Origin of the sequence: Dokdonella aquatica (assembly GCF_051987395.1) — a bacterium.
Lineage (GTDB): Bacteria > Pseudomonadota > Gammaproteobacteria > Xanthomonadales > Rhodanobacteraceae > Dokdonella.
In genome coordinates, this window is sequence record NZ_CP197094.1 from 4,220,278 (window position 1) to 4,239,405 (window position 19,128).

Here is a 19,128-nt window from a genome sequence, read left to right on the forward strand (position 1 = left end):
ACATCATCATGACCACCGCAACCGGCGACCACATCGTGAAGAGCTACGACGAGGAACTGCAGCGCCTTACCGGCGAGATCCAGCGCATGGGCGACCTCGCGCTGACCGAACTCGAAGCCGCGATCGCGGCCGTGATCGAGCGCGACACCGAATCCGCCGAGCGCATCGTCAAGAGCGATGCCGAAGTCGACGCGCTCGAGCTCGAGGTCAGCCACGACGTCATCCGCCTGCTCGCACTGCGCCAGCCGATGGCGCGCGACCTGCGCGAGGTCATGGCAGCGCTGCGCATCGCCTCGGACATCGAGCGCATCGGCGACTACGCCGCCAACGTGGCCAAGCGTGCGATCGCGCTCAACCAGGTCGCACCCGTGCGTCCCGTCTACGCGCTGCCGCGCCTGGCCGAGATCGCCGCCGACCTGATCCGCGAGGTGCTCGCGGCGTACCACGATCGCGATGCCGATCGCGCCCTGCTGGCCTGGGCACGCGACGAGGAACTCGACGTGCTCTACACGAGCATGTTCCGCGAGCTCCTCACGTACATGATGGAAGACCCGCGCAACATCACGCCGTGCACGCACCTGCTGTTCATGGCCAAGAACATCGAGCGCATCGGCGACCACGCGACCAACATCGCCGAGAACATCTACTTCCTCGTGCACGGCACGCAGATCGGCCTGTCGCGCCGCAAGGGCGACCAGTCCGCCAGCGTCACGATGACCGCACCCTGAGCCACGCGGCCCCGCCCGCGGGCGGGGCCTTGCGGACTCGCGTATCATCGCCGTCGTTTGGACGGCTGTCCGTGGAGTTCGCCATCACTACCCTGCCTTACGACAGCGCACGCCTCGCCGTGTGCGCCCGCACGATCGCCGAAACCGGCCGCGAGCTCGCCGAGCGCGGCTGGACGCCCGCGACCAGCAGCAACTTCTCGATGCGCCTCGACGATCGCCATGCCGCGGTCACCGTATCCGGACGCGACAAGGGCCGCCTCGGCGAGACCGATGTGATGGTCGTCGACTTCGACAACGCACCCGTCGCCACCTCCGCGCGCCCGTCCGCCGAGACCGCGCTGCACACGCAGATCTACCGCCGCTTCCCCGCCATCGGCGCCGTGCTGCACACGCACTCGCGCGCGCAGAGCGTCGCCTCGCGCCTGTACGCGCGCGAAGGCGTCGTGCGCTTCGAAGGCTGGGAGCTGCAGAAGGCCATCTCGGGCTACACGACCCACGAGAGCGTGCTCGACCTGCCCGTGTTCCCGAACACGCAGGACATGGACGTGCTCGTCGCGCAGGTCGACGCCTGGCTCGATGCGGGCAAGCCGCTGCACGGCTACCTCATCGACGGCCACGGCATCTACGCCTGGGGCGTTGATATGGCGGAAACCAAACGCCATATCGAGGCGTTCGAGTTTCTGCTGAACTGCGAGCTTGACCTGAGGAGGTTGTCCCCATGAGCCGGCTGAGCATCTTCGAGCACGACAAGGGCGATGCGCCCGTCGCCACCTTCACCGGGCTCGCCGACATCGCGCGCGAACTCGGCCAGGTCGGCGTGCGTTTCGAGCAGTGGGAGGCCTCGCAGCCGGTCGCCCCGGGCGCGAGCCAGGACGAGGTCATCGCGGCCTACCGCGCCGACATCGATCGCCTCATGCAGGAAGAAGGCTACAAGACCGTCGACGTGGTCAGCCTCACGCCCGACCACCCGGACCGCGCCGCGTTCCGCCAGAAGTTCCTCAGCGAGCACACGCACGCGGAAGACGAGGTGCGCTTCTTCGTCGCGGGCGCGGGCCAGTTCACGCTGCACATCGGCGAGCGCGTCTACGACATCCTGTGCGAGAAGGGCGACCTGATCGGCGTGCCGGACGGTACCCGCCACTGGTTCGACATGAGCGAATCGCCGTACTTCGTCGCGATCCGCCTGTTCAACAATCCGGCCGGCTGGGTCGCGGAGTTCACCGGCGACGACATCGCGCAGCGCTTCCCGCGCATGACGCCTCACGCTTCCGCGCAGTCCGCCGGGACGAAAGCGGCCGCCTAGTCGACGACGGCGGCGATATCGGGAAAAAGCCGGAACACGCCACGCGCCCTTTCGCGAGTAGGGGCGCATGACGTGTCCCTTCCCGGCCGTGCTTGGGGTCACGGCCTGAGCCCAGCGGGACGTCTCCGTATCCCGTCTTCCATCGACATGCCCTTAGACGCGCGGCGGTGCCGACAGCGGACACGTCCCGCATCGTGCCTGCCTGCTAACCTTGCCATCCGTTCGTTACAGGTTCGCCGACATGCCTGATATCCGCGCCATCGTCACCGACATCGAGGGCACGACGAGCTCGCTGAGCTTCGTCAAGGAGGTGCTGTTTCCGTTCGCGCGCGAACGCCTGCCTGCATTCGTCGTCACGCATGCCGACACGCCCGAGGTGCAGCACTGGCTGCACGAGGCCGCGCGCGAAGCCGGGCTCGTCTCGGCAAGCGAACAGGAGATCATCGACCTGCTCATCGGCTGGATCGACGCCGACCGCAAGTCGACCGCACTCAAGGCACTGCAAGGCCTGATCTGGGAAGAGGGCTACACGGCCGGTGCGTTCCGCGGCCATGTCTACGAGGACGCCGCGCGACGCCTGCGCGAATGGCATGCGCTCGGCGTGTCGCTGTACGTCTACTCCTCGGGTTCGGTGCCCGCGCAGAAGCTGCTGTTCGCGCACACGGAGCAAGGTGATCTCACGCCGCTGTTCTCGGGCTACTTCGACACGACCACCGGTGCGAAGCGTGATGCGGCCTCGTACGCGCGCATCGCCGAGGCGATCGGCGTCGAGGCGTCGTCGATCCTTTTCCTGTCCGACATCGTCGAGGAACTCGACGCGGCCCGCGCCAGCGGCCTGCGTACGACGCTGCTGGCCCGCACGCCGTCGACATGCCCGGCCGTGGCCGCACATTCCTGCGTGCCCGATTTCGACGCCGTGTCGCTGACCCACTGAACGTGCGCAACACCCTCGCCGGCATCCGCGACGGCCTGCGCGCGACGCTGCTGCTGCGTCCGCGGGGTACCGCGTCGACGCAGCGCGCGACGCTGTTCCTCGGCGCGACCCTCGCCTACCTCGTCGTATCGATCGCGACCTCGTGGCTGGATACCGATGCGCCGCGCACGTTCCTGCCCTACGGCATCGTCACGACGCTCGCCGATGCGCTCGTGACGCTTGCGGCAGCGTGGGTGCTCGTGCGCGTCGCAAGGCGCGAGTCACTGCTCGTCGGCGTCGCCGGCATCACGCTCGTCGCGACGATCGGCACCTCGCTGTTCGTGCATTGGCCGCTGGGTCACGCGACGTCGTGGCTGTACGCCAACGACCATGTCGCCGGCGCCATCATCGCGGAGCTGCTTTCACGCGCGTGGTGGCTGTTCGTGCTGTTCACGCTCGCGCGCTGGCTGCTGGGGCGAGGCGTGGGGCGTGCGCTGGCCGCGGCACTGCTTGCCTATGCGGTCTCGGCCGCGGTCTGGTGGTGGTTGCCTGGCGCGCCGATGTTCGTCGAGACACCCGGGGGCCGGTCCGGCTCCAACGTCGGGAGCGATGTCGTCGCGCGCACGGGCTTCGACGGCGAAGCCGCCGAGGAAGGTCCGGCTTTCGATCCCGAATACGTCATGTACGACCAGCCGCGCCTCCTCGAGGAGGCGATCGCCGCGCTCGCGCCGCGGACCGCCGGGCGTGCCAATCTCTACGTGGTCACCTTCGCGGGTGACGGCAGCGAGAACGTGTTCCGCAACGAAAGCGAGTATGTCGAGCGACTGTTCGGCACGCGTTTCGGAGCCGCCGGCCACACGATCGTGCTGCAGAACAGTCCCGCCACGGTGCGGACCCGCCCGCTCGCGACGCTGACCAACCTGCGCTGGACGCTCGAATCGCTGGCCGGCGCGATGGATCCGGCCGAGGACATCCTGTTCGTCTACCTGACGAGCCACGGCTCGGCCGACCACGAACTGCACGTCGGGCTCGGACCGCTCGCGCTGAATCCGGTCTCGCCCGACGATCTCGCCGATGCACTGCGCACGGTGCCGGCCATCCGCTGGAAGGTCGTGGTCGTCAACGCGTGCTACTCGGGCGGCTTCGTCGACGCGCTGCGCGACGACTCCACGCTCGTGATCGCCGCGGCACGACCGGACCGCACCTCGTTCGGATGCGGATCGGCCTCGGACATCACGTTCTTCGGCAAGGCTTTCCTCGCCGAGGCGCTCAACACGACCACCTCGTTCACCGAAGCCTTCGCCCGCGCGCGCGAATCGGTCGCGACGTGGGAAGCCGAAGCCAAGCTCGAGCCGCCTTCCGAGCCGCAGATCGCGACCACGACGAGCATCGAGGGCAAGCTCGAGCGCTGGCGCCGCACGCTGCCCGAAGCTCCCGCCGTGCCGTTCGCGCCAGCCTCCAACACTCCAGACGACGCCGGCCTGCCGCCGGCCGACAGCGACGACTCCGAACCATGATCACGTTCCGCTCGGTCTCCAAGACCTACGGTGAAGGCGCCGCGCGCACGACCGCGCTGCACCCGCTCGACCTCGACATCGCCGCCGGCGAGGTGTTCGGCATCATCGGCCATTCCGGCGCCGGCAAGTCGACGCTGATCCGCCTGATCAACGGCATCGAGCGTGCGAGCGGCGGCTCGCTCGTCGTCGACGACGAGGACGTGACCACACTCGACGACGACCGCCTGCGTGCCCTGCGCCGCCGCATCGGCATGATCTTCCAGCACTTCAACCTGCTGTCGTCGAAGACGGTCGCCGCGAATGTCGCGTTCCCGCTCAGGCTCGCCGGCGGCCTCGACCGTGCCGCGATCGACGCACGCGTCGCGGCGCTGCTCGAGCGCGTCGGCCTTTCCGCGCACGCCGGCAAGTACCCGTCGCAGCTGTCGGGTGGCCAGAAGCAGCGCGTCGGCATCGCGCGCGCACTGGCCTGCGAGCCGAAGGTGCTGCTCTGCGACGAAGCCACCAGCGCACTCGATCCGCAGACCACGGCCTCGGTGCTGCACCTGCTGGCCGAGCTCAATCGCGAACTCGGCCTCACCATCGTGCTGATCACGCACGAGATGGACGTGGTGCGCCGCGTCTGCGACCGCGTCGCCGTGCTCGATGCCGGCCGTCTGGTCGAGACCGGCGCAGTCGCCGACGTGTTCCTGCATCCGCGGCACGCGACCACGCGGCGCTTCGTGCTCGAGTCCGAGCACGTCGACGAAGGCGAGCGCGGCGAGGACCTCGCCCGCGCCGACGGGCGCATCGTGCGCCTGACCTTCCGCGGCGAGGCCACCTACGCACCGCTGCTCGGTCGCGTCGCACGCGCGAGCGGCGTCGATTTCAACATCCTGTCCGGACGCATCGACCGCATCAAGGACACGCCGTACGGCCAGCTCACGCTCGCCTTCAGTGGCGGCGATGTCGATGCCGCGCTGCGCGAGCTCGGCGCAGCCGATGTCACCGTGGAGGTCGTGCGCTGATGGACGAGACCTTGTTCGCCAACATCGACTGGCAGGAGATCGCGCAGGCGACGCTCGACACCCTGCTCATGCTCGGCGGCTCGCTCGCCGCGAGCGTGCTGCTCGGCCTGCCGCTCGGCGTGCTGCTGTTCCTGACCGGCCGGCGCCAGCTGCTCGAGCAACGCGCGGTGCACCTGACGCTGTCGTTCCTCGTCAACGTGCTGCGCTCGGTGCCGTTCATCATCCTGCTGATCGTGATGATCCCGTTCACGGTGACGCTGGTCGGCACGTCGCTCGGCGTGGCCGGGGCGATCCCGCCGCTCGTCATCGGCACCGCGCCGTTCTTCGCGCGCCTCGTCGAGACCTCGTTGCGCGAGGTCGACCGCGGCATCCTCGAGGCCTGCCAGGCGATGGGCGCGACGACGCGCCAGGTCGTCACCGGTGCCCTGCTGCCGGAAGCCCTGCCCGGCATCGTCGCCGGCATCACGGTGACCGCGATCGCACTGGTCTCCTACACGGCGATGGCCGGCGTGATCGGCGCGGGCGGCCTCGGCGACCTCGCGGTGCGCTTCGGCTACCAGCGCTTCCAGACCGACGTCATGGTGGTCACGGTGGCGCTGTTGCTCGTGCTCGTACAGGTGCTGCAGATGGTCGGCGACCGCATCGTGGCTAGGGTCAGCCGCCGCTGAGCATGTGAGCGGCGGTCATATGCTGCTGGCGACACGGAATAGCCGCCCCTGCCGATCGGTGCGACCATCCGCGCCCTCCGAATCGCTGGAATCCCGATGAAGCTGTCGACCGCCCTGCTCGCGCTGGCCTTGCCGTTCTCGGCGCACGCCGCCGAAACCCTCAACGTCGCCGCAACGGCCGTGCCGCATGCGGAGATCCTCGCGTTCGTGAAACCCGCGCTCGCCGCGGAAGGCGTCGACCTGCGCGTCAAGGTGTTCACCGACTACGTGCAGCCGAACATCCAGGTCGCCGAGAAGCGCCTCGACGCGAACTACTTCCAGACCAAGCCCTACCTCGACGAATTCAACAAGGGCAAGGGCACCGATCTCGTCACCGTCACCGGCGTGCACATCGAGCCGTTCGGCGCCTACTCGTCGAAGCACAAGGCGCTGGCCGACCTGCCCGAAGGCGCGACCGTCGCGATCCCGAACGAGGCCAGCAACGGAGGCCGCGCGCTGCTGCTGCTCGACAAGGCCGGCGTCATCACGCTCAAGGACAAGAGCAACCCGCTGTCGACGCTGCGCGACATCGCCGCGAACCCGAAGAAGCTCACGTTCCGTGAGCTCGAGGCCGCGACGCTGCCGCGCATCCTCGGCCAGGTCGACCTCGCCCTCATCAACACGAACTACGCGCTCGACGCCAAGCTCGATCCGACGCGCGACGCGCTCGCGATCGAGAGCGCCGATTCGCCGTACGTGAACTACCTGGTCGCACGCTCCGACAACGCGACCTCGCCGGCGGTGGCCAAGCTCGCCAAGGCGCTGACCAGCCCCGAGGTGAAGGCCTTCATCGAGCGCACCTACAAGGGTGCGGTCCTGCCGGCGTTCTGATCCGCCCTCCCGCCGCGCTCAGCCGAGCGCGGCGGCGATGTCGTCGGCGAGCGCCTCGGGCTTGTCGGTCGGCGCGTAGCGGCGCAGCACCTTGCCGTCGCGGCCGACCAGGAACTTGGTGAAGTTCCACTTGATCGCGCCGATGCCCAGCAGGCCCGACTTTTCCTTCTTGAGCCACTGGTAGAGCGGGTGCGCGCCGGCACCGTTGACGTCGACCTTCGAGAACATCGGGAAGCTCACGTCGTAGGTCAGCGAGCAGAAGTTGCGGATCTCCGCCTCGTCGCCGGGTTCCTGGTGGCCGAACTGGTCGCACGGGAAGCCGAGCACGTTGAAGCCCTGCGCGTGGAAGCGCTTCTGCAGCGCCTCGAGCCCCGTGTACTGCGGCGTGAACCCGCACTTCGAGGCGACGTTGACGACGAGCAGCGCGTCGCCCTGGAAATCGGCGAGCGGCCTGTCGTTGCCGTCGATGTCGCGCGCGGTGAAATCGTAAGCCGTCGTCATCGTCCACCCTCCTCGTCAAAGCGCGTAGCGTACCCGATCGGCGCGTTCGGTCCCGGTTAATCGCGGCGGCCCAGAATCGCGGTGTTTTCCCGCCCCTCGGAGCCCCCGATGAAACCGACCCTCGGCATCCTCGCCGCCGCCCTTGCATTCGCCTGCACCATGGCGCACGCACAAACCGGCGCGCCGCCGCGCGAAGCGCGCTTCCAGCAGCAGAACGGCGATCTCATCGTCCGCTACGGCGAGACCGGCTACAAGCCGTCGGGCCCGGCGCCCGCGTTCGAACAGCTCGATACCGACGGCAACGGCTCGATCAGCGAATCCGAGGCCGCCGGGTACGCGCTGCTCGCCAACGACTTCATCAAGGCCGATGCGAACCGCGACGGGCGGGTATCGAAGCGCGAGTACGAACGCTGGACGGCCAATCCCTGATCGGCGCTACTCGCCGGCCTCGAGGCCCGCATCGAAGATGCGGTCCATCGGGCCGGCCTCGCCGGCCACCGTCGCGACGTTCATGCGCATGATCGCGCCGCCGATCGCCTGCGCGTGTGCACCGAGGTTGGCCGGCGTGTCGGTCGTGCGGTGGTAGTGCACGTAGCTCTGCCAGTTGCCGTGGATGCTCAGAACGGCCGGGACGCCGGCCTGCGCATAGGGGATGTGGTCCGAGCAGCATGCGATCGTGCTGACCACGGGCGTGAGGCCCGGCACGTAGGTCAGCGCGGCATCGGCGAATCGGTTGCGCGTCGCGACGAACGGCGACAGCGTGTCGAGGTCCGCCGACAGGCTGGCAGACGACGACCAGCCGATCATGTCGAGGGTCGCCACGAGCTTGATCTTGCCGAGATCGCCCGAGGCCGTGAGCGCCTGCACATGCGCCTTGCTGCCGAACAGGTTCTGCTCCTCGCCGGCGTAGCACATGAAGATCATCGTCGCCGCGGGCCGTGCGCGCGTGAAGAGCCGCGCGAGTTCGAGTACGGCCGAGCAGCCCGAGGCGTTGTCGTCCGCACCGGGCGCGTTCGCGGGATTCATGATGTCCTGCTGGCGCGAATCGTAGTGGCCGCCGACGATGACCCAGTCGTCGGGCCGCTGCAGGCCACGCACGACGCCCATGACGTTGTTCGCCGTACGCGTGCCCTGATAGGTGAACGTGAAAGCCGGCTCGCTGACCTCGAGTCCCAGCGACGTGAAGCGCGCGGCGATCCACTGCCGCGCCGCGACGAGTTCGGTCGAGAACGTCGAGCGGCTCCAGCCCGCGAGCGTCTCGACGTCGGCGAACCAGCGCGTGGTATCGACGCGCGCGACCAGCGGCGTGATGCGCTCGTCGGCCGGCAGCGCGACCGGCCGCTCGAAGCGGTACTGCCGCGCCACGACCATGCCGGGCGTGACGTCGATCCATTCGTCCAGGCCTTCGGCCTCGGCATGCGTGAGCGTGGCGCGGCGCGCGGCGTCCGGGCGCACGAGCAGGTCATAGCGCCCGCCCGTGTGCACGAGCAGGTCGGCCGGCGTCACGTCGACCGCGCAGCCGCGCAGGTGCAGGACGAGATCGTCGACCGCGTAGGCGCCGATGTCGCGCATGGCCAGGCCGAGACCGGTCGACTGCGCGATGCGTGTGGTGTCGCCGGTGAGCAGCAGTTCGCGCCCGAGTTCGACCCAGCTCTCGACACCCGGCGCATCACGCCAGGCCTCGACCTGCTCCGTGCTGGCGTTCTCGATGTCGACGATCACCGCCCGCGATGGCGCGGCCACGCACGGGGCCGCGACGACGATCGCGAGTGCGGCGACCGCCCAGTGTGCCCGAGCCAGGTTTCTCACTCCGGTGTGGTCCAACCCGCGACGCGACCGTCACGATCGAACTCGACGCTACCGCCGTCGAGGTCGGGGTAGTACCAGACCTCCGACATCGTGCCGACGCGGCGCTTGCCGGCCTTGCCGAGCACACGCGTGACCTGCGACTTGCCCATGCCGATGCGCAGCTCGTCCCACGCCGCAGCGGACGGCATCGCCGGTGCGACAGGCGCCACGGCAGCAGGTGCCGCCACCGGAGCGACGGCGGCAGGCGGCGCCGGCGTACCTGGGACGGCAGGTGCCACCGGTGCGACCGGCGCGACGGCCGGGGTCGCCGCAACCGGTGCGGCAGCCTTCTCTTCCAGCCGCTTCTCGAGTTCGAGCACGCGCGCTTCGAGTGCCTTGAGGCGCTTCTCGACCACCGGATCCATGCCTTGCGCACCCGCGATCGTGCCGTGCACGACCAGAAACGCGACGACCACCCACCCGAAGACCTGACGCATACGCCCTCCCGAACGGTTGCCCTGCCGCGCAGCGTAGCAGGATCGCGACGGCGCCTTGATGCGCCGCCGCACGCTACGGTTCGAGTTCCTGCCAGCGCGCGTAGGCGGTATCGAGTTCGGCCTGCACGGCTGCGAGGTTCGCGTTCGCGGCGACGATCGCAGCGGCATCCTGGCGGAAGAACGCCGGCTCGCCCATCGCCGCGGTGAGCTCGGCGACGCGCGCCTCGAGCGCCTCGATGCGCGCAGGCAGCTGGTCGAGCTCGCGCTGCTCCTTGAAACCGAGCTTGCGTCTCGCGGGTGCGGCAGCCTCGGCAGCCGGCGCGGCCTTGGCAGGCGCGGGCGTCCCGGCGGTTTCAGGGGCTCGCGCCTTCACCACGGCCGGGCGCTGGCGCAGGCTGTCGGTGTAGCCGCCGACGTACTCGCCGATGCGGCCCTCACCCTCGAGCACGAGCGTGCTCGTGACCACGTTGTCGATGAACTCGCGGTCGTGCGAGACCAGCAGCAGCGTGCCCGCGTAGTCGCCGACGAGTTCCTCGAGCAGTTCGAGGGTCTCGACATCGAGGTCGTTGGTGGGCTCGTCCATGACCAGCAGGTTCGACGGCGTCGCGAACAGCCTGGCCAGCAGCAGGCGGTTGCGTTCGCCGCCCGACAGCGCCGAGATCGGCGCACGCGCGCGTTCGGGCGTGAACAGGAAATCCTGCAGGTAGCCGAGCGCATGCTTGCGCGAGCCGCCGATCTCGATGAACTCGCGGCCGTCGGCGACGTTGTCGAGCGCACTGAGGTCTTCGCGCAGCTGCGTGCGGTGCTGGTCGAAGTAGGCGACCTGCAGCTGCGTGCCGACCTGCACCTCGCCGTGCTGCGGCACGAGTTCGCCGAGGAGGATGCGCAGCAGCGTGGTCTTGCCCGCACCGTTCGGCCCGATGATGCCGATGCGGTCGCCACGCATGATCGTGGTCGTGAAATCCTCGATCAGCGTGCGTCCGCCGTAGGCCTGGCCGACGCCGCGCGTCTCGATGACCTTGCGCCCGGACGCCTGCGCCGAGGCGACCTGCATGCGCACGTTGCCGGACAGTTCGCGGCGGTCACGGCGCTCGACGCGCATCGCCTCGAGGCGACGCACGCGCCCCTCGTCGCGCACGCGGCGTGCCTTGATGCCCTGGCGGATCCAGACCTCTTCCTGGGCGAGCTTCTTGTCGAACAAGGCGTTCGCCTGCGCCTCGGCGTGCAGGCGCTCCTCGCGGCGGCGCAGGTAGTTGGCGTAGTCGCCGGGCCAGCTGGTCAGCTGGCCGCGGTCGATCTCGACGATGCGCGTCGCGAGCGCGCGCAGGAAGCTGCGGTCATGGGTGATGAACACGACGCTGCCGGCGAAACCGCGCAGGAACTCCTCGAGCCAGGCGATCGCCTCGATGTCAAGGTGATTGGTCGGCTCGTCGAGCAGCAGCACGTCGGGCGACAGCACGAGCGCACGCGCGAGCAGCACCCGGCGCTTCATGCCGCCCGACAGCGACGCGAATTCCACGTCGCCGGGCAGTTCCAGGCGCGTGAGCACGAGCTCGACGCGACGGTCGAGGTCCCAGCCATGGGCCGCCTCGATGCGCGCCTGCACGTCGGCGAGCGCACGCGTGTCGCCGTCGGCGCCGAGGCCGTGGCTGAGGCGGTGGAATTCGGCCAGCAGCGCGCCGGTCTCGCCGAGCGCGCCGGCAACGACGTCGAACACGCTGCCGTCGGTGTCGCGCGGCACTTCCTGGGCCAGCCGCGCGACGACCACGCCGGGCGCGACGCGCAGTTCGCCGTCGTCGGGACGCAGGTCGCCCGACAGCAGCTTGAGCAGTGTGGACTTGCCGGCGCCGTTGCGCCCGACGACGCACACGCGTTCGCGCGGCTCGAGGGAGAAGTCGACCGCGTCGAGCAGCAGGGGGCCGCCGACGCTGTAGTCGAGCTTGCGGAGGTCGATGAGGGCCATGGGTCTCGCGGAATCGGGGGAAACGGGACGGCACGCGGGGTGCCGGAGGTGGGCAGGACGGATGGCACTGTGGCGACGCGCGGGCGCGACGGATGCTGCGCCGACGCGACCGGAGCCGTGCCTCCGGCGCGAACGGGAGGGAGCCACCATGCCGATCAGTCGACGTGATCTTATCAAGCTCGGCGCACTCGCCGGCGCCACGGGCCTCGCCCTGTCGTCGGGCGCCACCTTCGCCGCCCCTGCGGCCAAGCGCCCGCTGCGCATCCTGATCCTCGGCGGCACCGGCTTCATAGGGCCGTATCAGGTGCGCTACGCGGTGTCACGCGGGCACCAGGTCACCGTGTTCAACCGCGGCCAGCGCCAGGCCGAGCTGCCCGACGGCGTCGAGCACCTGACCGGCGACCGCGACAAGGGCGACCTCGCCGCACTCAAGGGCCGCGAGTGGGACGTGTGCATCGACAACCCGACCAGCCTCCCCTCATGGGTGCGCGACGCGGGCAAGGTGCTCAAGGGCAAGGTCGGCCAGTACGTCTTCGTCTCGACGATCTCGGTGTACGAGAAGAACGACACCGCGGGCGCCAACGAGGATGCCGCGACGCAGCGCTACGCCGGCAAGGACATGATGAAGGAGACGCGCGACACGCTGCGCGCCGACATGGGCCTGTACGGCCCGCTCAAGGCCGAAAGCGAGCGCGAGGCACTCAAGCGCTTCCCGGGCATCGCGACGATCGTGCGCCCGGGCCTCATCGTCGGCCCGGGCGATCCGACCGATCGCTTCACCTACTGGCCGGTGCGCCTGGACCGCGGCGGCGACGTCGTCGCGCCGGGCGACGGCAGCGATCCCGTGCAGGTGGTCGATGCACGCGACCTCGGCGAATGGATCGTGCGCCTCACCGAATCGCGCACGTTCGGCACGTTCAACGCGACCGGCCCGGACTACACGCTGTCGATGGCGGCGATGCTGCACGGCATCCGCGCGACCACGACCGCCGGCGCGCGCCTGCACTGGATCCCGACCGACGCCCTCGCCGCGCAGGACGTCGCTCCGTGGCGCGACATGCCGGCGTGGATCCCGTCGCAAGGCGACACCGCCGGCTTCGGCCAGCGCGACGTCTCGCGCGCGGTCACGGCCGGCCTCACGTTCCGCCCGCTCGCGACCACCGCGTCCGACACGCTGACGTGGTTCCGCACGCTGCCGGCCGACCGCCAGGCCAAGCTCGGCGCGGGCCTCGATGCCGAGCGCGAGGCGAAGGTGCTCGCGGCGTGGCGGGCCAAGGGAACCGAGGCGAAGGCACAGACGTAGCCGCCGATCTTCGCCTCCCCGGCAGAATCCCGTGGCCACGCTTGGTATGCGGTGGCCAAGCTGCGAGTCCGTGCCGTACTCGCTGCCGCGCAACCCAACGGAAACGCGCAGGCCTTTTCCCTTCTCCCTCCGGGAGAAGATGGCCCGAAGGGCCGGATGAGGGTTCGGTGGAACGACGAACATCCGTCTACTAGCGCTGCTGCAAGACCGTGACGACATGCGCTCATCACACGTCCGGACCTCGTCACCATCCCGCCCCCTCTCCCCAACCCCTCTCCCGCGAGGGGAGAGGGGCTCGAAAGCGCGTGCTCCGCTCCTGACTGCTCATCCGTGAGATCGCGCTCGCCTCCCCTCTCCCCTCGCGGGAGAGGGACCGGGGGAGAGGGGGCGGATGCGTGACGGCCTCACGCGCACACCATCAGAAGTCGACGTCAGGTGCAGCGACAAGACGCTCGGCCGGTTCACCTCTCCGCCCCCTCTCCCGGAGGGAGATGAGCTCGAAAGTGCGTGCTCCGCTCTTGGCTGCTCATCCGTGAGATCGCGCTCGCCTCCCCTCTCCCGGAGGGAGAGGAGCTCGAAAGCGCGTGCTCCGCTCTTGGCTGCTCATCCGTGAGATCGCGCTCGCCTCCCCTCTCCCCTTGCGGGAGAGGGGCCGGGGGAGAGGGGGCGGATGCGTGACGGCCTCGCACGCATGCCGCGCCGCGACACGCCCCCAGCTCGCCGCGCATGGGATCATCGCGCCCTTTCCTGCCACGAGGACGCGCGATGACGAGCACCCCGTTCGACCTGCACGGCAAGGTCGCCCTGGTCAGCGGCGCGAGCCGCGGCATCGGCGCGTCGGTGGCAGTACTGCTCGCCGCGCATGGTGCGCACGTCATCGCGTCGAGCCGCAAGGCGGAATCCTGCCAGGCTACGGTCGATGCCATCCGCACCGCCGGCGGCTCGGCGCAGGCGCTGGCCTGCCACATCGGCGAGATGGCGCAGATCGAGGCGACGTTCGCCGCGATCGCGGCCGAGCACGGACGCCTCGACATCCTCGTCAACAACGCTGCGGCCAATCCCTACTTCGGCCCGATCGTCGACACCGATCCCGGCGCCTTCCAGAAGACCGTCGACGTCAACGTGCGTGGCTACTTCTTCATGTCGTCACACGCCGCGCGTCTCATGGCGCGCCACGGCGGCGGCGCGATCGTCAACGTCGCGTCGGTCAATGCGGTCGTGCCCGGCGAGGGCCAGGGCATCTACTCGATCACCAAGGCCGCGATAGTCGGCATGACGAAGGCGTTCGCGCGTGAATGCGCCCCGCAGAACGTGCGAGTCAACGCGATCCTGCCCGGCCTCACCGACACCAGGTTCGCCGCGCCGCTCGTGCACGATCCGGCCATCCTGTCGCGTGCGCTCGCCCACATCCCGATGGGCCGCGTCGCCGCGCCCGACGAGATCGCCGCGGCGGTGCTCTACCTCGCCTCGCCCGGCGCGAGCTACACCACCGGCACCTGCCTCGGCGTCGACGGCGGCTACCTCGTCGCCTGAGTTCGGCCGCATCGTCGCACCCGACTTCCGGCATACGGGCCGCGGCTGAACTTTCACGCATACTCGCCAGTCCGACGATCTTCGCGCCGGACGTCTCCCGCCCTTCGCCAGAGACACGCCCCCGGGGACCTCGAGGGGCCCCGCCGCGATGTACGCGCCAGCGCCATGGCGACGTGCGACCCAAACGACGATACACACCACCGAATGCCCGGCGCGAGCCGGAACGGGAGCTTCGATGACACCTGCCTCGCCCGCGCGCCGCCTGCGCCCCTTCATCGCCCTCGTGGTCGCCGTGGCGCTCGTCGCCGGCGCAATCGTGGCGTGGCAGAAGCTGCGTCCCGCGCCCGCAGCCGAAGCGCAGCGCCCGTGGCGCGGCGGCGGCTCGGCCCCGGTGCCGGTGCGCGTGGCCACCGCCGTGCGCGAGAAGCTCGACGTGCGCGTCAAGGCGCTCGGCACGGTCACGCCGCTCAACACGGTGACGATCCGCAGCCGCGTCGACGGCGAGCTCGTGCGCGTCGCGTTCGAGGAAGGCCAGCACGTCAAGGCCGGCGACCTGCTCGCCGAGATCGATCCGCGCTCCTACGAGGTCGCGCTGTCGCGCGCGCAGGGCACGCAGAAGCAGAACCTCGCCGAGCTCGCCAACGCGCAGGCCGACCTGCAGCGCTACCGTGACCTCCAAGGCAAGGGCTACGTCTCGGCGCAGCAGCTGTCGAACCAGGAAGCGCTCGCGCGCCAGTACGAGGCGCGCCGCCAGACCGACCAGGCCGCCGTCGACGAGGCGCGCCTGCAGCTCACCTACACGCGCATCGTCGCGCCGATCGACGGCCGCATGGGCCTGCGCGCGGTCGACGTCGGCAACCTCGTCCGCTCGGGCGACACCGACGGCCTCGCCACGATCACGCAGATGGCGCCGATCAGCGTCATGTTCACGATCCCCGAGACCGAGCTGGCCAACGTGCGCGCCGCCACGCGCGCCAACGCCGCGCTGCCGGTCGAGGCCTGGGACCGCGACGACCGCAAGCCGCTCGCGACCGGCACGCTGGCCAGCCTCGACAACCGCATCGACACCGCGACCGGCACGCTGCGCCTGCGCGCGGGCTTCACCAACGAGAGCGAAGAGCTGTTCCCGAACCAGTTCGTCAACGTGCGCCTGCTGGTCAGCAGCGAGGAGGCCGTAGTCATCCCGAACGCGGCGATCCAGTTCGGCGCCAAGGGCAACTTCGTCTACGTGGTCGGCGCGGAGGAGAAGGTCACGATCCGCACGATCACGCTCGGCCCGGCCGACGGCGAGCGCATCGCCGTGACCGACGGCCTCGCCGCGGGCGAGCGCGTCGTGCTCGAAGGCCTCGACCGCCTGCGTGAAGGCTCGACCGCCGAGATCATCCCGGACGCCGCCGCGACGCCCGCGAGCGGCACATGAACCTCTCGCGCCCGTTCATCCTGCGCCCCGTCGCGACCACGCTGCTGATGGTCGCGCTGCTGCTGTCGGGCGTGCTCGCCTACCGCCTGCTGCCGGTCGCCGCGTTGCCGCAGGTCGACTACCCGACCATCCAGGTGCTCACGCTGTACCCGGGCGCGAGCCCCGGCGTGACCACGAGCGCGGTCACCGCGCCGCTCGAACGCCGCCTCGGCCAGATCCCGGGCCTCAAGCAGATGTCGTCGACGAGTTCGGGCGGCGCCTCGGTGATCACGCTGCAGTTCTCGCTCGAGGTCTCGCTCGCGGTCGCCGAGCAGGAAGTCCAGGCCGCGATCAACGCGGCGTCGAGCTTCCTGCCCAACGACCTGCCGGTGCCGCCGGTGTACCGCAAGGTCAATCCGGCCGACACGCCGATCCTCACGCTCGCCGTGAGCGCGCGCGCGATGGCCTTGCCGGCCGTCTACGACCTCGTCGACACGCGCATGTCGCAGCGCCTCTCGCAGCTGCCCGGCGTCGGCCTCGTCAGCCTCGCCGGCGGCCAGCGCCCGGCCGTGCGCGTGCAGGTCAATCCGGTCGCGCTCGCCGCCAACGGGCTCAGCGTCGCCGACATCCGCGAGGCGATCGGCGCGGCCAACGTCAACACGCCCAAGGGCAGCTTCGACGGCCCGGTGCGCGCGATCATGCTCGACGCGAACGACCAGATGCGCTCGGTCGAGGAGTACCGCGGCCTCGTGCTGGCCTACCGCAACGGCGCGCCGCTGCGCCTCGGCGACGTCGCCACGGTCGAGGACGGCGCCGAGAACCGCCACCTCGCCGCATGGTCGGGCACGGTGCCGGCGATCCTCGTGAACATCCAGCGCCAGCCCGGCGCCAACGTGATCGACGTGGTCGACCGCGTGCGCGCGCTGCTGCCGCAGCTCTCGGCGTCGATGCCGGCCGGCGTCGACGTGGCCGTGCTGAGCGACCGCACCGAATCGATCCGCGCCTCGATCAAGGGCGTGCAGCACGAGCTGCTGCTCGCGATCGGCCTCGTGGTCATGGTCACGTTCGTGTTCCTGCGCAACATCCCGGCCACGATCATCCCGAGCATCGCGGTGCCGCTCTCGCTGGTCGGCACGTTCGGCGTCATGCTGCTCGCGGGCTTCTCGCTCAACAACCTCACGCTGATGGCGCTGACCATCGCGACCGGCTTCGTCGTCGACGACGCGATCGTCATGCTCGAGAACATCGCGCGCCACCTCGAGCGCGGCGAGAAGCCGCTCGACGCGGCGCTCAAGGGCGCGCGGCAGATCGGCTTCACGCTGATCTCGCTGACCCTGTCGCTGATCGCGGTGCTGATCCCGCTGCTGTTCATGGCCGACGTGGTCGGGCGCCTGTTCCACGAGTTCGCGATCACGCTCGCGGTCGCGATCGCGATCTCGCTGGTCGTCTCGCTGACGCTGACGCCGATGATGTGCGCGCTGTTCCTCAAGGGCGGCCACGCGACGCGTCGCGACGACGCCGTCGCCGCGGCCGACCACGACACGAGCCACCAGCACGGCGACGTGTTCGACCGTGTCATCCAGGGCTACGACCGCTGGCTCGGCTGGGTGCTGCGCCACCAGCCGCTCATGCTCGTGGCGACCGTGGCGACGCTGGTGCTGACCGCCCTGCTCTACCTCGCCGTGCCGAAGGGCTTCTTCCCGATCCAGGACGCCGGCCTCATCCAGGGCATCAGCGAAGCGCCACAGTCGGTGTCGTTCTCGGCGATGTCGCAGCGCCAGCAGGCGCTCGCCGAGCGCATCCTCGAGGATCCCGCGGTCGCGAGCCTGTCGTCGTTCATCGGCGTCGACGGCAGCAACGCCACGCTCAACACGGGCCGCTTCCTGATCGAGCTCGTGCCGCATGCCGAGCGCGACGCCGGTGCGCTCGACATCATCCAGCGCCTGCGCGAACGCGTCGCCGACGTGCCCGGCATCGGCCTGTACCTGCAGCCCGTGCAGGAACTCGGCATCGAGGACCGCATCAGCCGCACGCAGTACCAGTTCAGCCTGACCACACCCGACGTGCGCGAGCTGCAGACCTGGGTGCCGCGCCTGCTCGAAAGCCTGCAGCAGGCCGCGCCGCTCGCCGACGTGGCCAGCGACCTGCAGGACCAGGGCCTGCAGGCCTACGTCGCGATCGACCGCAACGCTGCCGCACGCCTCGGCATCTCGGTCGCGGCGATCTCCGACGCGCTCTACGACGCGTTCGGCCAGCGCCAGATCTCGACGATCTTCACCCAGGCCAACCAGTACCGCGTCGTGCTCGAGGCACGCCAGGATTTCCAGTTCGGCCCCGAGGCGATCGAGCGCATCCGCGTCGCCACCGCCGACGGCGCGCAGGTGCCGCTGTCGGGCATCGCGACACTCGAGGAGCGCCCCGCCTCGCTGCTGGTCAACCACATCGGCCAGTTCCCGGCCGCGACGGTGTCGTTCAACCTCGCCCCCGGCGCGTCGCTCGGCGAAGCGGTCGCGGCGATCGAGGCCGCACAGCACGACCTCGCGATGCCGGCCAGCATCGATCTGCGCTTCCAGGGCGCGGCCGACGCGTTCCGCAGTTCGCTGTCGAGCACGCTGTGGCTCGTGCTCGCCGCGGTGCTGGTCATGTACATCGTGCTCGGCGTGCTCTACGAGAGCTACATCCACCCGATCACGATCCTGTCGACGCTGCCGTCGGCGACCGTCGGCGCGCTGCTCGCGCTGCTGATCAGCGGCGACAGCCTCGATCTGATCGCGGTCATCGGCATCATCCTGCTGATCGGCCTGGTCAAGAAGAACGCGATCATGATGATCGACTTCGCGCTCGAGGCCGAGCGCGAACAAGGCATGTCGCCGCGCGAGGCGATCCACCAGGCCGCGCTGCTGCGCTTCCGGCCGATCCTCATGACCACGCTGGCCGCGCTGTTCGGCGCGATCCCGCTCATGCTCGCGACCGGCTCGGGTGCCGAGCTGCGCGCGCCGCTCGGCCTCGTCATGGTCGGCGGCCTCATCGTGAGCCAGGTGCTGACGCTGTTCACGACGCCGGTGATCTACCTGTTCTTCGACCGCTTCACGCGCCGCAAGCCGCGTGCGGGCGATGCGCTCGCGCAGCCGGCGTGACGCG

At 69.9% G+C, this 19,128-nt stretch carries 17 protein-coding genes; 13 read left to right on the plus strand and 4 right to left on the minus strand.

Annotation, left to right across the window (positions count from 1 at the left end; translation table 11 throughout):
- Positions 1-8 precede the first annotated feature (8 nt).
- The 8 genes from phoU to ACQQ2N_RS18830 all read left to right on the plus strand — a co-directional run bounded on the left by phoU (position 9) and on the right by ACQQ2N_RS18830 (position 7,003).
- Positions 9-728, plus strand: coding sequence for a phosphate signaling complex protein PhoU (gene phoU / locus ACQQ2N_RS18795; RefSeq protein ID WP_440223101.1), 720 nt, complete (start codon positions 9-11; stop codon positions 726-728).
- 83 nt (positions 729-811) lie between these two features.
- Positions 812-1,450 carry a methylthioribulose 1-phosphate dehydratase gene (locus ACQQ2N_RS18800; RefSeq protein WP_440225801.1) on the plus strand — a complete coding sequence of 213 codons (639 nt, stop codon included), beginning with the start codon at positions 812-814 and terminating at the stop codon, positions 1,448-1,450.
- Positions 1,447-2,031, plus strand: a complete 585-nt coding sequence (locus ACQQ2N_RS18805) for a 1,2-dihydroxy-3-keto-5-methylthiopentene dioxygenase (protein WP_440223102.1) — start codon at positions 1,447-1,449, stop codon at positions 2,029-2,031. The genes ACQQ2N_RS18800 and ACQQ2N_RS18805 overlap by 4 nt, the downstream gene beginning before the upstream one ends.
- Before the next feature lie 241 nt (positions 2,032-2,272).
- On the plus strand, positions 2,273-2,965 hold the full coding sequence (gene mtnC, locus ACQQ2N_RS18810) for an acireductone synthase (protein ID WP_440223103.1): 693 nt from the start codon (positions 2,273-2,275) through the stop codon (positions 2,963-2,965).
- Between the two features lie 2 nt (positions 2,966-2,967).
- The gene (locus ACQQ2N_RS18815) at positions 2,968-4,461 is read left to right on the plus strand and encodes a C13 family peptidase (protein ID WP_440223104.1); all 1,494 of its coding nucleotides are present in this window, start codon (positions 2,968-2,970) and stop codon (positions 4,459-4,461) included.
- Complete coding sequence (locus ACQQ2N_RS18820; RefSeq protein WP_440223105.1) at positions 4,458-5,465, plus strand: methionine ABC transporter ATP-binding protein; 1,008 nt, start codon at positions 4,458-4,460, stop codon at positions 5,463-5,465. Before ACQQ2N_RS18815 ends, ACQQ2N_RS18820 begins: the two co-directional genes overlap by 4 nt.
- Positions 5,465-6,133 carry a methionine ABC transporter permease gene (locus tag ACQQ2N_RS18825; RefSeq protein ID WP_440223106.1) on the plus strand — a complete coding sequence of 223 codons (669 nt, stop codon included), beginning with the start codon at positions 5,465-5,467 and terminating at the stop codon, positions 6,131-6,133. Before ACQQ2N_RS18820 ends, ACQQ2N_RS18825 begins: the two co-directional genes overlap by 1 nt.
- Positions 6,134-6,229: 96 nt before the next feature.
- Positions 6,230-7,003 carry a MetQ/NlpA family ABC transporter substrate-binding protein gene (locus ACQQ2N_RS18830; protein WP_440223107.1) on the plus strand — a complete coding sequence of 258 codons (774 nt, stop codon included), beginning with the start codon at positions 6,230-6,232 and terminating at the stop codon, positions 7,001-7,003.
- 18 nt (positions 7,004-7,021) lie between these two features.
- On the opposite strand, the gene ACQQ2N_RS18835 is transcribed toward ACQQ2N_RS18830, so the two are convergent.
- On the minus strand, positions 7,022-7,504 hold the full coding sequence (locus ACQQ2N_RS18835; protein WP_440223108.1) for a glutathione peroxidase: 483 nt from the start codon (positions 7,502-7,504) through the stop codon (positions 7,022-7,024).
- 108 nt (positions 7,505-7,612) lie between these two features.
- Between ACQQ2N_RS18835 and ACQQ2N_RS18840 the strand changes: the two genes are divergently transcribed.
- A complete protein-coding gene (locus ACQQ2N_RS18840) occupies positions 7,613-7,933 on the plus strand; it encodes a hypothetical protein (protein ID WP_440223109.1) in 321 nt (106 codons plus the stop codon).
- A 6-nt stretch (positions 7,934-7,939) separates the two neighbouring features.
- On the opposite strand, the gene ACQQ2N_RS18845 is transcribed toward ACQQ2N_RS18840, so the two are convergent.
- The 3 genes from ACQQ2N_RS18845 to ACQQ2N_RS18855 all read right to left on the minus strand — a co-directional run bounded on the left by ACQQ2N_RS18845 (position 7,940) and on the right by ACQQ2N_RS18855 (position 11,752).
- A complete protein-coding gene (locus ACQQ2N_RS18845) occupies positions 7,940-9,313 on the minus strand; it encodes a M28 family metallopeptidase (RefSeq protein ID WP_440223110.1) in 1,374 nt (457 codons plus the stop codon).
- Positions 9,310-9,789: a hypothetical protein gene (locus tag ACQQ2N_RS18850; protein ID WP_440223112.1), complete on the minus strand. Its 480-nt coding sequence runs from the start codon at positions 9,787-9,789 to the stop codon at positions 9,310-9,312. Before ACQQ2N_RS18850 ends, ACQQ2N_RS18845 begins: the two co-directional genes overlap by 4 nt.
- A 73-nt stretch (positions 9,790-9,862) precedes the next feature.
- Positions 9,863-11,752, minus strand: a complete 1,890-nt coding sequence (locus ACQQ2N_RS18855; RefSeq protein ID WP_440223114.1) for an ATP-binding cassette domain-containing protein — start codon at positions 11,750-11,752, stop codon at positions 9,863-9,865.
- 148 nt (positions 11,753-11,900) lie between these two features.
- On the opposite strand from ACQQ2N_RS18855, the gene ACQQ2N_RS18860 reads away from it, so the two are divergent.
- From ACQQ2N_RS18860 to ACQQ2N_RS18875, 4 genes are all read left to right on the plus strand, one after another.
- Complete coding sequence (locus ACQQ2N_RS18860) at positions 11,901-13,055, plus strand: NAD-dependent epimerase/dehydratase family protein (RefSeq protein WP_440223115.1); 1,155 nt, start codon at positions 11,901-11,903, stop codon at positions 13,053-13,055.
- Between the two features lie 765 nt (positions 13,056-13,820).
- On the plus strand, positions 13,821-14,588 hold the full coding sequence (locus tag ACQQ2N_RS18865; RefSeq protein WP_440223116.1) for an SDR family oxidoreductase: 768 nt from the start codon (positions 13,821-13,823) through the stop codon (positions 14,586-14,588).
- 235 nt (positions 14,589-14,823) lie between these two features.
- Entirely contained in the window at positions 14,824-16,008 is a 1,185-nt protein-coding gene (locus ACQQ2N_RS18870; protein ID WP_440223117.1) for an MdtA/MuxA family multidrug efflux RND transporter periplasmic adaptor subunit, read from the plus strand.
- On the plus strand, positions 16,005-19,124 hold the full coding sequence (locus tag ACQQ2N_RS18875; RefSeq protein WP_440223118.1) for an MdtB/MuxB family multidrug efflux RND transporter permease subunit: 3,120 nt from the start codon (positions 16,005-16,007) through the stop codon (positions 19,122-19,124). The genes ACQQ2N_RS18870 and ACQQ2N_RS18875 overlap by 4 nt, the downstream gene beginning before the upstream one ends.
- The last annotated feature ends 4 nt before the right edge of the window (positions 19,125-19,128 follow it).

Coding starts and splice junctions, on each gene's coding strand:
- ACQQ2N_RS18855 (WP_440223114.1), bottom strand. CDS start 11,752: ATGGCCCTCATCGACCTCCGCAAGCTCGACTACAGCGTCGGCGGCCCC.
- ACQQ2N_RS18835 (WP_440223108.1), bottom strand. CDS start 7,504: ATGACGACGGCTTACGATTTCACCGCGCGCGACATCGACGGCAACGAC.
- ACQQ2N_RS18860 (WP_440223115.1), top strand. CDS start 11,901: ATGCCGATCAGTCGACGTGATCTTATCAAGCTCGGCGCACTCGCCGGC.
- ACQQ2N_RS18850 (WP_440223112.1), bottom strand. CDS start 9,789: ATGCGTCAGGTCTTCGGGTGGGTGGTCGTCGCGTTTCTGGTCGTGCAC.
- ACQQ2N_RS18830 (WP_440223107.1), top strand. CDS start 6,230: ATGAAGCTGTCGACCGCCCTGCTCGCGCTGGCCTTGCCGTTCTCGGCG.
- ACQQ2N_RS18825 (WP_440223106.1), top strand. CDS start 5,465: ATGGACGAGACCTTGTTCGCCAACATCGACTGGCAGGAGATCGCGCAG.
- ACQQ2N_RS18865 (WP_440223116.1), top strand. CDS start 13,821: ATGACGAGCACCCCGTTCGACCTGCACGGCAAGGTCGCCCTGGTCAGC.
- ACQQ2N_RS18875 (WP_440223118.1), top strand. CDS start 16,005: ATGAACCTCTCGCGCCCGTTCATCCTGCGCCCCGTCGCGACCACGCTG.
- ACQQ2N_RS18870 (WP_440223117.1), top strand. CDS start 14,824: ATGACACCTGCCTCGCCCGCGCGCCGCCTGCGCCCCTTCATCGCCCTC.
- mtnC (WP_440223103.1), top strand. CDS start 2,273: ATGCCTGATATCCGCGCCATCGTCACCGACATCGAGGGCACGACGAGC.
- ACQQ2N_RS18820 (WP_440223105.1), top strand. CDS start 4,458: ATGATCACGTTCCGCTCGGTCTCCAAGACCTACGGTGAAGGCGCCGCG.
- ACQQ2N_RS18805 (WP_440223102.1), top strand. CDS start 1,447: ATGAGCCGGCTGAGCATCTTCGAGCACGACAAGGGCGATGCGCCCGTC.
- ACQQ2N_RS18840 (WP_440223109.1), top strand. CDS start 7,613: ATGAAACCGACCCTCGGCATCCTCGCCGCCGCCCTTGCATTCGCCTGC.
- phoU (WP_440223101.1), top strand. CDS start 9: ATGACCACCGCAACCGGCGACCACATCGTGAAGAGCTACGACGAGGAA.